The organism is Methanosarcina sp. 1.H.T.1A.1, assembly GCF_000979295.1.
Lineage (GTDB): Archaea > Halobacteriota > Methanosarcinia > Methanosarcinales > Methanosarcinaceae > Methanosarcina.
Genome location: NZ_JJQY01000099.1, coordinates 1 through 12929, shown reverse-complemented (window position 1 = coordinate 12929; position 12929 = coordinate 1). Strand labels below are relative to the sequence as shown.

Annotated in this window: 11 protein-coding genes; 3 read left to right on the top strand and 8 right to left on the bottom strand. The window is 43.2% G+C overall.

The features are described from left to right. On the top strand, nt 1-1410 hold the full coding sequence (acsC, locus tag EO95_RS10465; RefSeq protein WP_048134576.1) for an acetyl-CoA decarbonylase/synthase complex subunit gamma: 1410 nt from the start codon (nt 1-3) through the stop codon (nt 1408-1410). 158 nt (nt 1411-1568) lie between these two features. On the opposite strand, the gene EO95_RS10460 is transcribed toward acsC, so the two are convergent. The 4 genes from EO95_RS10460 to EO95_RS10445 form a co-directional block, all read right to left on the bottom strand. Further along, nucleotides 1569-2348: an alpha/beta fold hydrolase gene (locus tag EO95_RS10460; RefSeq protein ID WP_048134573.1), complete on the bottom strand. Its 780-nt coding sequence runs from the start codon at nt 2346-2348 to the stop codon at nt 1569-1571. A gap of 370 nt (nt 2349-2718) precedes the next feature. Beyond that, on the bottom strand, nt 2719-3498 hold the full coding sequence (locus EO95_RS10455; protein WP_048134571.1) for an alpha/beta fold hydrolase: 780 nt from the start codon (nt 3496-3498) through the stop codon (nt 2719-2721). A 208-nt stretch (nt 3499-3706) separates the two neighbouring features. Further along, on the bottom strand, nt 3707-4285 hold the full coding sequence (locus EO95_RS10450) for a hypothetical protein (RefSeq protein ID WP_048134569.1): 579 nt from the start codon (nt 4283-4285) through the stop codon (nt 3707-3709). Beyond that, nucleotides 4260-4592: a hypothetical protein gene (locus tag EO95_RS10445; protein WP_048134567.1), complete on the bottom strand. Its 333-nt coding sequence runs from the start codon at nt 4590-4592 to the stop codon at nt 4260-4262. The genes EO95_RS10450 and EO95_RS10445 overlap by 26 nt, the downstream gene beginning before the upstream one ends. Before the next feature lie 450 nt (nt 4593-5042). Between EO95_RS10445 and EO95_RS10440 the strand changes: the two genes are divergently transcribed. Continuing rightward, nucleotides 5043-6020, top strand: a complete 978-nt coding sequence (locus EO95_RS10440; RefSeq protein ID WP_048134565.1) for a hypothetical protein — start codon at nt 5043-5045, stop codon at nt 6018-6020. Nucleotides 6021-6476: 456 nt separating this feature from the next. On the opposite strand, the gene EO95_RS10435 is transcribed toward EO95_RS10440, so the two are convergent. The 4 genes from EO95_RS10435 to EO95_RS10420 form a co-directional block, all read right to left on the bottom strand. Then, entirely contained in the window at nt 6477-7145 is a 669-nt protein-coding gene (locus EO95_RS10435; RefSeq protein WP_048134563.1) for a flavodoxin family protein, read from the bottom strand. A 370-nt stretch (nt 7146-7515) separates the two neighbouring features. Beyond that, entirely contained in the window at nt 7516-9909 is a 2394-nt protein-coding gene (lon, locus tag EO95_RS10430) for an endopeptidase La (protein ID WP_048134560.1), read from the bottom strand. Nucleotides 9910-10091: 182 nt separating this feature from the next. Further along, the gene (locus EO95_RS10425) at nt 10092-10511 is read right to left on the bottom strand and encodes a MarR family winged helix-turn-helix transcriptional regulator (RefSeq protein ID WP_048134558.1); all 420 of its coding nucleotides are present in this window, start codon (nt 10509-10511) and stop codon (nt 10092-10094) included. 281 nt (nt 10512-10792) lie between these two features. Continuing rightward, nucleotides 10793-11002: a hypothetical protein gene (locus EO95_RS10420; RefSeq protein ID WP_048134557.1), complete on the bottom strand. Its 210-nt coding sequence runs from the start codon at nt 11000-11002 to the stop codon at nt 10793-10795. 293 nt (nt 11003-11295) lie between these two features. On the opposite strand from EO95_RS10420, the gene EO95_RS10415 reads away from it, so the two are divergent. Then, on the top strand, nt 11296-12929 hold a 1634-nt coding region (locus EO95_RS10415; protein ID WP_048134555.1), incomplete at its 3' end, for a M3 family oligoendopeptidase.

Sequence of the window (12929 nt, the reverse complement as noted above, 5' to 3'; positions counted from 1 at the left end):
ATGAAAATAAACAGCCCATTAGAAGCCTACAAGTACCTGCCCCAGACCAACTGTGGAGAATGTGGTGAGCCTACATGTATGGCATTTGCTTCCAAGCTGATCGACAGGTCCGGAAAGACTGAAAATTGTCCCCCGCTGGTAAAGGAAAAGAAGTACGCAAAGAAGCTGGCAGAACTCGACAGGCTCCTTGCACCTGAGATCCGTCAGGTTACCATAGGAGTAGGCGAAAAGGCAGCAAACATTGGTGGGGACGATGTCCTGTACCGCCACAAGCTCACATTCTTCAATAAGACAAAGATGTTCTTCGATGTTTCAGACAACATGGAAGAAGCTGCCCTTATTGAGAGGGTAAATAAGATCGCGGACTTCAAGAAGTTCTATGTAGGTCGCAACCTGCTTCTCGACGGTGTGGCAATAAAAGCCGCTTCAAACGACCCGGCAAAGTTCGCTGCTGCTGTCAAGAAGGTAGCAGAAATAGGCCTGCCTATGATCTTCTGTTCCTTTAACCCCGCAGTCCTGAAGGCAGGACTTGAGGTTGCAAAGGACAAGAACCCGCTGCTCTACGCTGCAAACAAGGACAACTGGAAAGAAGTAGGAGAACTCGCCCTTGAGTACAAGGTCCCTGTTGTTGTTTCGGCATTTAATGACCTTGACGCCCTCAAGAGCCTTGCAAAGACTTTCGCAGAAGCAGGTATCAAGGACATTGTGCTCGACCCGGGAACCTACCCAAGCGGCAAAGGCCTGAAGGACACCTTCACCAACTTCCTGAAAATCAGGAGAGCGGGCATTATGGGCGACACCGAGATCGCATATCCGATCATGGCTCTCCCCATCACAGCCTGGATGGCAGGAATTGCAGACCCTGTAAGTGCCTCCTACTGGGAAACCGTTATGGCTTCAGTATTCACTATCAGGTACGGAGACATAATGATCCTCCACAGCATGGAGCCTTATTCCACACTGCCTGAAGTGCACCTGGCCGAAACCATCTACACCGACCCGAGGACTCCGGTCTCCGTGGATGGAGGTATGTATAAGGTTGGAGCCCCGGACAAAGACTCTCCGGTATTCTTCACCACAAACTTCGCCCTTACCTACTACACGGTAGAAAGCGATATCTCAGCAAATGGCATAGTATGCTGGCTGCTTGCAGTTGACACCGATGGGATTGGTGTGGAAGCTGCAGTTGCCGGTGGTCAGCTGACTTCCGCAAAGGTAAAGGACGCATTCGAAAAGGCAGGATTCGACCTCAAGACGGACACAAACCACAACACCCTTATCATTCCAGGTCTCTCAGCTCGTCTGCAGGGTGACCTCGAAGATACACTCGGTGCAAATGTAAAGGTTGGTCCAATGGACTCCGGCCGTATCCCTGGCTGGATAGAGAAGAACTGGCCTCCTAAACAATAAGTCCGAATGTAAATTGAATAAAACATTGTAGCTATTCAGGTAGCCCTATGAAGGCTACCCAATTTTTCCTCTTTTCGAGGAAAAATTGGGTATAAAATTATTTCTTTTTTCATTTGTGAAACGCGAAGAGACTCTTGCTTTGTTTGCTTCAAACATTATCAAATTTCATTATTTAATAAGTTGTAAAATCTTTCCTTAGCCTCTCGCTCAATCCAGGGTCTGTGCCCGCATTTTTCCAGCAAGATAAATCTGAAATCCTTCAAAACCCCGGATAAGGGTTCTTTAACTCCATCAAATGGGTGGGGATCATAGTCTCCGTGAATTGCAACTACCGGGCATCTGACTTTTGTTCCCAATTTCAGAAGCTCACCGCTGCTCCTTAACTCGTGTGCTTCTCTCCATACACCTTTGAATACATCATAGCTACATTTGATCAGTTCTACTTCATGGGGCAGAGGGTCATAGGTATCAGCTTTCGATAGCAGCTTTCCCAGGCTGCAAAAAGCTTCATTCTTGTTTATAGCCGTAGAATTGTTAAGAACTGCGTCCAGAGAACGGAAGTCTTCCCAATCTTCCCTTCCTAACCTGCTTATCCGGGTGCTCGTTATGTTTATAGCATATCTCTGTTCATATGGTCCACTTCCGACCAGAATCAATTTTTTCACGAAACGAGGGTGAAGAGCTGTAAAGATATAACTGAGAATTGCACCCCAGGAAAACCCTATAAGGGTTACCGGCAGAGCCCCATGCTCTTTCAAAATATTTCTTAGTTCCTTTACCTGGCCCTCAATAGTTGCTTTAGTCTGGAGTGGTTCAAGGATTCCGGTAAAGGAGGAAAGTTCTCTAGCGACAGAGGCCATTTCTCCAGGAGCACCGGGTCCGCCGTGAATAACGACTACGGTAAAGGGAGGATTTCCGTATTTTCGCAGATACGTCATACGTCTCTCAGGTTAGACCTGTTTAGCTTAAAAAGCAATTGGTTTTGGAATTTTATTGGTTCTTACCTGTGCTTCGCAACATTATATACAACTTAACTCTTTCGATAACCATCTTGATTAGTTATATATGTAACAATCCTGCGATTGATAGTCAATTTATTACGACCGTTTAACAATTAAAAGCTAAAAAGGACCCTGCTATCATTCTCATCAAAAAACAAATAAATCCAATGAAAAATTAAAAAGAAATTTGAAAGGGACTCTGCCATTGCTTGCCCTTTTAACTGTGTTCGAATGGAGAATTTTATCTCTTGTGATCAGCTATACTTAACAAAAAAGTTTATTTTTTAGTTTATTTCTTAGTTTACTTTCAAATTTCATCTTTAAGCAGGTCATAAAACCTCGCTTTTGCCTGCCTTTCCACCCAGGGTTTATGTCCGCATTTTTCCAGCAAAATAAACCTGAAATCCTTTAAAACTCTGGAAAGGGGTTCTTTTACTCCTTCAAAAGGGTGAGGATCGTAGTCGCCATGAATTGCAACTACAGAACACTTTATTTTATTTCCCATTTGCAGGAGTTTACCACTGATCCTCAATTCGCTGGCTTCTCCCCATACGCCTTTGAAGGCCTCGTAGCTGCATTCGAGCAGTTCTTTTTCATGAGGAAGCGGGTCATAAGCGTCCGTTTTTGACATCAACGTTCCAAAGCTGCACAGGGCTTCATCCCTGTTTTTAGCTGAGGGATCATTAAGGGTTTCTGTAAGGAAGAGGAAGTTTTCCCAATCTTCTTTTCCGAGCCGGCTTATCCGTGTATTCATTATGTTTGCGGCATACTTTTCTTCGTAGGGGCCGCTTCCGATTAGAATTAGTTTTTTTATGAACTGAGGATAACGGGCTGTGAAGATGAAGCTGAGCATTGCACCCCAGGAAAACCCGATTAACGTGATCGGTAAGTCTCCATGATCTTCCAGCACGGCTTTCAGTTCCCGGACCTGACCTTCAAGGGTTGCTTTTGTCTGGAGGGGTTCAAGGATTCCCCGAATGGCAGAGAGTTCTCTGGCAACGGGAGCCATTTCTCCGGGGGCTCCGGGGCCACCATGAATGACTGCTACACTGAAAGGAGATTTACCGTATTTTCTCAGGTTTTTCATGTATGTATCAGGTTTAAGCTTTTTTGATTTAAAAGCAAATGGGCTTTCAAATTTGAAGAGGATACGAATTTTTTAATAGAGAGGATTCATCTCATAAATTCATTTTGACACAAACCACCAGATAACAGGTAGCATTGTGAGTGCATTTTCGTTTATACAATCTTGACAAGGCAAGTAAATGTTTTGATATTCAGCGCGTCCCGGTAGTTCAGCTCTTAGTATTACCTGGTTGAAGTTGAAACAAACTGGTTATCATAATCAGACCCATTCCAACAGTTGAGATATACCAACCCATTCCTAATAATCCGACAATATTCTGAAACCCCCCAGAGAGAAATTCTGTTTGTGCTAGAATTCCGGGCAGCCAAAAGAGGGAGAGAGCCAAACCTGTGAACACAAGGATGCCACCGATTCCTTTAAAAATGCGGGATTTGGCCAGGCTCGATATCAAAGCGATGACAGCGCCTAATATCAAAAAGATATATACAACCATCACAAGACTAACCTCGATATCCTCGACCGTCGTTACCCCGCCTGATAAATTTGTAAAGCGGACAATATCCATTGGCAAAATCTCGAAACGGAAACGATCTGCCTTTATAAGAATTTCGGATTGGAATAATGCAAAATTACGATTTAAAAATGCCAGGGCTACGGAGACAAGGATAATTAGGCTACCAATCCCTCCAAGTATCTGGTTTACCCAAAATTTCCTACAAATTATTTTTGGAGAGCTAAGCTTCGATTGACCAAACCAAAATTCATAAGCGAGAAGTAAACATGTCATAATGAGGAGTGATCCTGGCAGATACCAGAGCCGCCCTACGGTGGTAAAGCAAATTGCCGCTGGTAAATAGTACACCAAAAAAAATCGCCAACTTACGATCATTCGTTAGTTTAACATGGTTACGAGCTGAAAGGACAGATAGGAGGGCAATACCGCTCAAGAAAAATGTGATTAATCCCAATACAACTGGGCTTTCCTTATTTCCAATCCATGGCAGGATTTGTGCTCCAATAGACATTTCGATGAGTCCGGCTAAGATTCCGAGTCCACTTCCCAATATACCAGGTTTAATTGCAAGCTTTTCCATCCGTACCACTTCACATAAAATTTAATATTATATTAGTACATGCCGCTCAGGTTGTTACTCAGCGTTAACATATCCTTGCATGTACAAAAATATCTTTATTCTAACATTGGCCCTAAAAAACGACGGAAGATACCATTCCGGTTGCTTCTGGAAAGTTCGATCAAGCAACAGAAAAATGGCTACCTGTAAAGCTCAGCCCATTACCACTCTAAAGGAATAAGGGTAGGGACTTTTGGAAGGTTCCGGATCTATGACAAATTTATTGATTTTCGATTTTTTGATCTAAAAGTTTACAAAATAAGCCAAACTTATTTATTATTTTAGCATTTCTAATTTAATGTTATGAAAAGCTCCGAGTTATCAACTCCGACAGTATTAAGATTCGGCATATAATTCGTAATACTAACAACCTCTCCAGTTTACTGATGTTTCCCCGGAGTTGAAAGTTTCATGAATAAGCAAAAAGCCATACTGATATTATTATTGCTCATTCCCCTCCTTCTTGTGCTGTTTTTCTTCGGCCCTTTCTTATTAATGGGTTTTGTTGACAGTTCCTGGTACTATTCCGAGGACGTTGATATCGGGCCTCTTGATTACAATTCAGCACTTACGAAAGCGGAGAAAGCAGGCTATGAAGTGGAAGGTTCCTGGCCCTGGCCTGGAAACTTTTCGGGTTTTGAGCCCGGGGATGTTCCGGAGGTAAGGGAAAGGTTAGGAAGTGCTGCTCTTGTGGAGAATATCAGGCTTAACTATAATGAGGACTCCGAGCTTATGGTCTTCATCTGTGAAGAAAAGGCGGAAAAAGGACAAAAATCCGAAACTGAAGCCAGGACCGGAACCTGTGTAGCCCTCTCGAACTTCAGCCACTCCGACCCCGAGTCCCCCTTACAGCTATCGGAATTTCCGGATGACTTCTGGATGCTTGAAAAAATAAGGCTCCTCTTCGGAATAGATGAAAAAGCCTCGGAAAAGTATCTTGAAGCCCTGAAAAAAGCCTCACAAAACCGGACCTGGGACGCTGAAATATCGGTGAACGAATCTCCGGATTTCCCGGCTGTATATGCCTATCTCAAGGAAAACAGTGATGATTCCACTTACGGGTCCACTGTGAGTGTTTATACGTATCCCATGGCAGGCCTGGGTCCGGATGAAGTCTTTTTAAAGGACGGCAGGCGGCTGGGTTCTGTAAGTTATTTTGTCCCGGAGGCAAAGGTAGTGACTTATGATAAGGGGAACAGGTACATAGTTGAACTCGATGCCTCCGGAAAGGTAAGGCTCGAAATCATAATGCCTCCTGGAAGCAGTGGGGAAACGATACCTGAAGAGGAATACCGGGTGGTTTTCAGGGGAATGTTTGAAGAAATGGGGCTTTCTCCTGCAGCGGTGGGCAGCTTTGAATTTTTCCACAGCTCTTCACGGGTGTGGTGAAAAGCCCTGAAAGAAGAATAGTTCTTCAGAAGGTTCTTCTCCTAAACTGAGGAACTGGACTTCGATCGGAAAGCTCAAAAAATCTACTAAAAATATTTCTGACCCGTACAACCGTATTCACTATACCGAACCTTTCTTGTCACGCTCGACGAAGGAGAGCGGCCTTCTCAAAAAAGACAAAAAATAAGCAAAAAACCAGTAAATAAAAGCTGATAAGTAAAAGAGATTTGATAAGTCTGCGGGCACGCAATAAAAATAGAATGAGTTCTGGCCTGAAAAATGTTTTTTCCCATCTATTTTGTTTTTACTACTTTTTCGAGCTTTTTCTCTTTTAATTCTCTTTTTTCTCTACTTCTTTTTTTGGGCAGAGCCGCCAGACAAGCTGGCGGAGGTTTTCGATATTATAGGAGTTAAAAATCGGTTTCAGGGAGTAAAGTGACTCAATTTTTATTGCTTTTACTTCTTTACTTCCATAGCTTTTTGTCGCTTTACGAACCTGGCTCCCATCTCAAAGGCTTTCTCACAGTCTTTTGGAAACACTTCTTTTCGCCTTTTTGCCTTTTCCTCGGGATCAAAACTGTCTGCCACATACTTTGAATGATCTTCGAACTGGTAGGTATCGGTGCTGTACAGTGATTCGGAATCTCCGAAGATTCTCTTAGCAATATATTCATTCAATTCAATAGTTTTCCTGAGCCCAAACATATCCATGTATTCTTCCTTTACCCCCATAGTGTAGATGAAACCGACAGGGATATTTTTCGGATAGAGCGAGGGTATATCATTGGAGTAAACGAGATATGGAAATACATAACGTTCCATGAACGATCTCATCTCGCCTGTAGAGTTCCCAAGGTAAATGGGTGATCCCAGGATCACCGCATCCGCCTCTTTCAGCCTCTCCAGCACAGGGGTCAGCTCGTCCTGCATTGCACATTTTCCATAGCTTTTTCCATCCTTCAATTTGCAGGCAAAACAACTTGTGCAGCCTTTAAAGTTGAGGTCATAGAGATGGACTATTTCTGTTTCCACACCCTCTGAAGCTGCTCCTTCAAGAGCTTTTTCAAGCAGGGTTGCTGTATTCCATTTCTTTCTGGGGCTTCCGTTTATGGCTATTACTTTCATGATCTTGCCTCTTAGTTTCGATTTCTCAGGACTTTCGGATTCTCAGGACCTTCAAATAACGTAATATTACAATTTTCTCCATTTACTACAATTTTCTCCATTATATTATTTGCAGGAATGTTTAAACTTGATTAGCCGATCAATTTGTACCAACTAATCAATAATGACAGTTTTTTAAAGTACGTATCCTGTAAAAACCGAATGAGGATTTGAATAATGATTTATGACATCGGAAAAAAAGGATCATAAAAGAAAAGTACTGAAAAACTGAACTAAACTTAGACCCAGATTTCAAAAATATTTAAGAAAAATTCTCAGGAAGGGTGTATCACGGTTCCGACAAACCGTAACCCCATCCTGCACTTCAAATTCAAACGTTCTGGGTAGTTGCGAAGCTGTTTCCTGCAAAAGAAGACGACAGCATCTGTCCGGGAAGGTCCATATCAAGTGCCTCTTTCAAGACCTCTTCAATGGTCTCCACCGGTACGAATTTAAGTTCGTTTCTGACATCTTCGGGCACATCTTCAAGATCCCTTTCATTCTCTTTTGGCAGGATTACCTTCTTTATGCCTGCCCTGTGGGCTGCCAGGATTTTCTCTTTTATGCCGCCCACAGGCATTACTGCCCCGCTCAACGTGATTTCCCCTGTCATGGCAATTTTTGGGTCAACTGCTTTGCCGGTAATCAGGGATGTGAGGGCAGTAAATAGAGTCACACCTGCTGACGGGCCGTCCTTTGGGGTTGCACCCGAGGGCACGTGGATATGAACGTCGCTTGCAGTAAAGTTAAAGCTGTTTGCAGTGTTTGCAAGCCTGGACCTGACAAGGCTCATAGATATCTGCGCAGACTCTTTCATAACATCCCCGAGCTGGCCGGTAAGCGTAAGCTTTCCTTTTCCGGGCATGAATGTGCCTTCTATGAAGAGAATTTCTCCTCCGACAGGAGTCCAGGCAAGTCCGGTGACCACGCCGGGAACATTCTCTTTTCGGGCTTCTTCCTGCCGGATCATCTCTTTTCCGAGGGTCTCTTTGAGCATATCCACCTTTATCACATAAGGCAGGTCAGCCTTGCCTGAGACGATCTTTTCGGAAACAAATCTCGAAGCCTTTGCAAGCTGTTTTTGAAGCTGCCTGACTCCTGCTTCACGGGTGTATTTTTCGATGATTACCTTTAAGGCCTCATCTTCAATTTTGAGTTTATCCGCATCAAGACCGTGTTCTTCCAGGGTACTGGGGAGCAGGTGGTCTCTTGCAATTGCAAACTTCTCGTTCTTCGTGTAGCCCGAGATCTCGATCAGCTCCATCCTGTCAAGAAGAGGAGACGGGATATTTGCCAGGGAGTTGGCAGTGGCAATGAACAATACCTCGGATAGGTCATACGGAACTTCCAGGTAGTGGTCTGAGAAGGTGCTGTTCTGTTCGGGGTCAAGGACTTCCAGAAGGGCACTTGCCGGATCTCCTGAGTAGGAAGATGAAAGCTTATCGATTTCATCGAGAACGAATACAGGATTTTTCGTGCCTGCTTTTTTCATGCCCTGAATAATTCTTCCGGGCAGAGCCCCAACGTATGTCCGGCGGTGTCCCCTGATCTCGGCTTCATCCTTGACGCCTCCAAGGCTGATCCTGACATATTTCCGGTCAAGGGCATCTGCAATACTTTTACCCAGACTTGTTTTGCCAGTGCCCGGAGGTCCCGTAAAGACCAGAATCGAACCCTGTTTTTCCTTTTTTAATTTCATTACCGCCAGGTGCTGGATTATTCTTTCCTTGACTTTTTCAAGCCCGTTATGGTTGCTCTCAAGCACACGGCGGGCTTCGGCAATATCGATGCTCTTTTTCTCTTCCGTTACCCAGGGAAGGTCGAGCATGAGGTCAAGATAGTTTCGGAGAACAGGGCTTTCAGGATTGTGGATGCCTCCGGTTTCAAGTTTCTTTAGCTCTGAGAGTGCTTTCTTTCTTGCCTCATCAGGCATCCTGGAATTCTCAATTCTTTCCCGGTATCCCCCTTCACCTGAAACGGAATCTGCGCCTTCATTGAGTTCTTCCTGGATTACCTTCAGCTGCTCTCTAAGCATCGCCTCTCTATGCGACTTGTTTATATTATCGGTAACTTTTTTTGCAATTTCAATCTGGAAATTGATATTCTCTTTGTGCTTCATTAGAATATTAAAAAACGTAAGATATCGTTCCCTGACAGAAACAATCTCCAGAAGGGCCTGCTTTTCTTCAAGTTTTATCGGTATGAATGGCATGACATGTCCCATTATCTGGTCAATGGAACCCATCTTCTCGATTGGCCTGGTAAATTTCTCAGAACCCTGAAAACGACTGCTTATCTCATTAATCATCGTTTTTACATTCTCTATCATTTCCGCATGAATATCTTCATCAAGATCCGGAAGATCAGAAATAGGTTCATATGTTGCATAGAACAGTCCGTCCTTCCGGCAGAGAGAGACGGCCTCTACCCTCTTGACGGCCTTTGCAACAACAAGATATCCTTCATCAGCAGGCTGCACAAATACAATCTTAAGCAGATTTCCTGTTTTATACAGATCGTCTTCTGACAGGTCTGAAGGTTTTGTGCCGCTCTTTACTGTCAGCCCGACAGCATACACAGGCTCGGCATTTTTTATATCAGTTGATAGTATTTCCCCGGTAACTTTGTCAGCCAGGAATTTTGCCCGGCTTTTCGGGTAAACAACTACTTCAAAGAGCGGCATTACGATGCTCTCTCTGTTATCATCGGTTTTTTCTGAATTCATTGTCAATCGTCTCAATTATTATGAAGTTGTTATCTCAGTCGTCTCAGTTATTTTCAGTCGTCTCAAGAATTATGAAGCTGTTATCACAATCGTCTCAAGAATTATGAAGTTGTTATCGCAGCTGTCTCAGTAATTCAAATTATTTAGTTTGGATTAACCTAACTATATACTCTACAAAAAAATTACCATACCTTTTCCAGGATGTTGATAAGCGTGTCGATCTCTTTCTCGTCCAGAGAATCTGCCATTTTTTCAATAACCTTCAACAAAGCGTTTTCTTCGGCACGAGCTATTCTCCGTCCCTTCTCAGTCAGGCGAATGTAAAAGATTCTCCCGTCATCCGAGGACTTTTCTTTGTACACGCACTCCATTTTTAAGAATTTGTTGACCATCTCTGTGATGGTTGGCTTTGAGTTTCTGGTAATCTTAGCAAGCCTGCTAAATGTCACTTCCCCATGTTCATCTATGACCCTCAGATATCCGATCTGTTTTACAGTGATATCCGATAACCCGCATTCAGAGAAGATCTCACAAGAGCACTCGCTTTTGATTTTGACCAGGTTTTCAAAGACTATGAACAAATGCTCTTTTTTCTCAGTCATATCTCGATCAGTGCAGTTAGTTAGGTTTTCCCTAATTATATATCTTGTGGTCATGGAAAGTTTAATTTTTCCTTTAATCAATTTGATAGATTGTGATAGATATTGATAGTAAAATTGAGGATAGCCGGCTCGACATCAACCAATAAGAATGATTCAGAGAAAATAACGAAAAAATAACTGAACTCCCTAAATTTCAGCAATAATTGAATATATAGTTAAGTAACTTACTTTACGATACACCTATTTTCTATCCTTTCCTGCTTTTGCCACCTGTTTTTTATTCAGGCATTGTAAGCATCATAAATCTGCCAGACCCATATAATAAGCCATAATGAAATTCCAAATCCTATGAAATGTGCTGGTCCGGTAACCATGAAGGCTATCCAGATGCCAAGTGCTTTGAAAAGATGTCCCTTTACAAGCTGGCCCAGACCGGGTACGAAAAAAGAAAATAGGGCGGGAATTCCGTGTGTTCTTTTGCAACAGTTCATAGAACTTACCTTTTTTAAGAACTTACCTTTTTTAAGAACTTACCTTTTTTAAAACACTAATGGGAGGGCGGATATAAATAATTTGACCTGGACGGGTCTTTCTGCTTTAAGTTGACTTCTTAACCTGCACTCAGCCTGGTTGGATTATAAATATGAGGTTTTTGATTGCATTTTTGAACACTTTCTTTGAACACTTTCTGGACATCAGGTTAATATGAATCAGTCCATATATATTCTCATTCCTACGTATTACGTTCAAAGTTATAGATTGATAGTTATCAGGGGTAGAATTTATGGAAACAAATAAAGAGCTTAATCCTGATGAAGTTACCACGGAATGGAACAATTCCTATCTTTTCAGCAGCAGGGAAGCTGCCTTAGAAAAGCTTGGGGCATTAAAAAAGAGCCTAGAAGAAATAAACGAGACTTATCGTCCGGAATTTGAGAAGCTATCCGGGACTGCTTTACTCAGGTATCTGGAAGCCGAAAAAGAGTTTTCAAGATCCATTGATGTTCTCTACACTTATGCATACACTCAACTCAGCAAAAACGTGAATGAGCAGTTCTTCATGTCTCTTCTTGCGGATACTCAGGACCTGCTTACAGAATATAAAAAGGTTAATGCCTTTGCAACCGTGAAACTGACCTCACTCAATAAGGAGGAATGGGTCAGGCTCTTTTCCGAAGAATCCGGGCTTGAGGTATACAGGGCTTATCTTGAAGCGACCTATATCAGGTTTGCAGAGCACAGGCCGGTGGATGAAGCTCAGGCTGTATATCTGGCAGAGATTGAAAATCAGCGCATGAAACTGGAGACTGAGGCCCTTTCTAAAATCACCAATACAGTCACCATGGCAGGAAGCATAACTCTTGAGAACGGGGAAGAGTTCTCAGTAAATTCCCAGTCTTATAATACTCTGCTTTCAACAGACCAGAGCCGGGAAAACAGGATGAGATGTTATGATAAGAGGTTTTATCACCTTATAATCGAATCCGATTCAATGGCTTCTCTCTATGCGGAAAAAGCCCGCCTTGATGACCTTGCTGCAGGACAGCTAAACTACCCGGACTCTTACGAAGCCAGCCTGTACGGCCTTTATCTCACAAAGAATCAGGTTGATGATATGAATACGGTTTTTAAGGAGAGAAAACCCGTATTTGAAGCTTATAATGAGTTCAGGAGAAAAAAGCTCGGGCTTGAAATGCTCAGGCCGTATGACCTTATTTTGCAGTTGACGGGTCAATCTGGTAAAAATTACACCTATACAGCTGCTTTACAGGAGATCCAGAAATCCTATTCCGGAATGGATTCCCGTTTCAACGAAATTTTCTTAAAAACAGTAACCGAAAATTTCATAGACGTATATCCTGCCCCCGAAAATGGAAAACAGCCCGGAGGTTACTGTTACGGCCTCTTTGCTCTGAAGGCTCCGGCCCTGATTTTTATGAACTACAACGGCATTATCAGTGACCAGAAGACTCTTACTCATGAGCTCGGGCACGGAATTAATTTTTATCTGATGGGCAATTCCGTGGATTATCTCTACTGCACAGGCCAGATCTATGAAATGGAGGTCCCGTCCACGTTCAACGAAGAACTCTTTGTTGATTATGTGGTCGAAAACTCTGATAAGAAAACCGCAGTTGCCGTGCTTGCCCAGCATATAGGGGAATACCAGAACTACTTTACCCGCCAGCCCATGATAACGGAATTTGAATATAAAGCCCACAAGTTATGCGCTGAAAAAAGCTATGAAAACGGAACTGTCAGCGGAGCAGAACTTAATGCCCTCTGGACAGCCCTCTCTAAAGAATACAGGAGCGACTCAGTAGAATATTACGCTGAAGATTCTGCGGAATGGACCTACATCTGTCTCTTATACACATCTCCGAGCCCACGAGACGGACTCCTATCTCGTATGCCGTC

Bases quoted from the DNA above. Each gene is read 5' to 3' on its own strand.
- acsC (WP_048134576.1), top strand. From the start codon at position 1: ATGAAAATAAACAGCCCATTAGAAGCCTACAAGTACCTGCCCCAGACC.
- EO95_RS10460 (WP_048134573.1), bottom strand. From the start codon at position 2,348: ATGACGTATCTGCGAAAATACGGAAATCCTCCCTTTACCGTAGTCGTT.
- EO95_RS10455 (WP_048134571.1), bottom strand. From the start codon at position 3,498: ATGAAAAACCTGAGAAAATACGGTAAATCTCCTTTCAGTGTAGCAGTC.
- EO95_RS10450 (WP_048134569.1), bottom strand. From the start codon at position 4,285: ATGACATGTTTACTTCTCGCTTATGAATTTTGGTTTGGTCAATCGAAG.
- EO95_RS10445 (WP_048134567.1), bottom strand. From the start codon at position 4,592: ATGGAAAAGCTTGCAATTAAACCTGGTATATTGGGAAGTGGACTCGGA.
- EO95_RS10440 (WP_048134565.1), top strand. From the start codon at position 5,043: ATGAATAAGCAAAAAGCCATACTGATATTATTATTGCTCATTCCCCTC.
- EO95_RS10435 (WP_048134563.1), bottom strand. From the start codon at position 7,145: ATGAAAGTAATAGCCATAAACGGAAGCCCCAGAAAGAAATGGAATACA.
- lon (WP_048134560.1), bottom strand. From the start codon at position 9,909: ATGAATTCAGAAAAAACCGATGATAACAGAGAGAGCATCGTAATGCCG.
- EO95_RS10425 (WP_048134558.1), bottom strand. From the start codon at position 10,511: ATGACTGAGAAAAAAGAGCATTTGTTCATAGTCTTTGAAAACCTGGTC.
- EO95_RS10420 (WP_048134557.1), bottom strand. From the start codon at position 11,002: ATGAACTGTTGCAAAAGAACACACGGAATTCCCGCCCTATTTTCTTTT.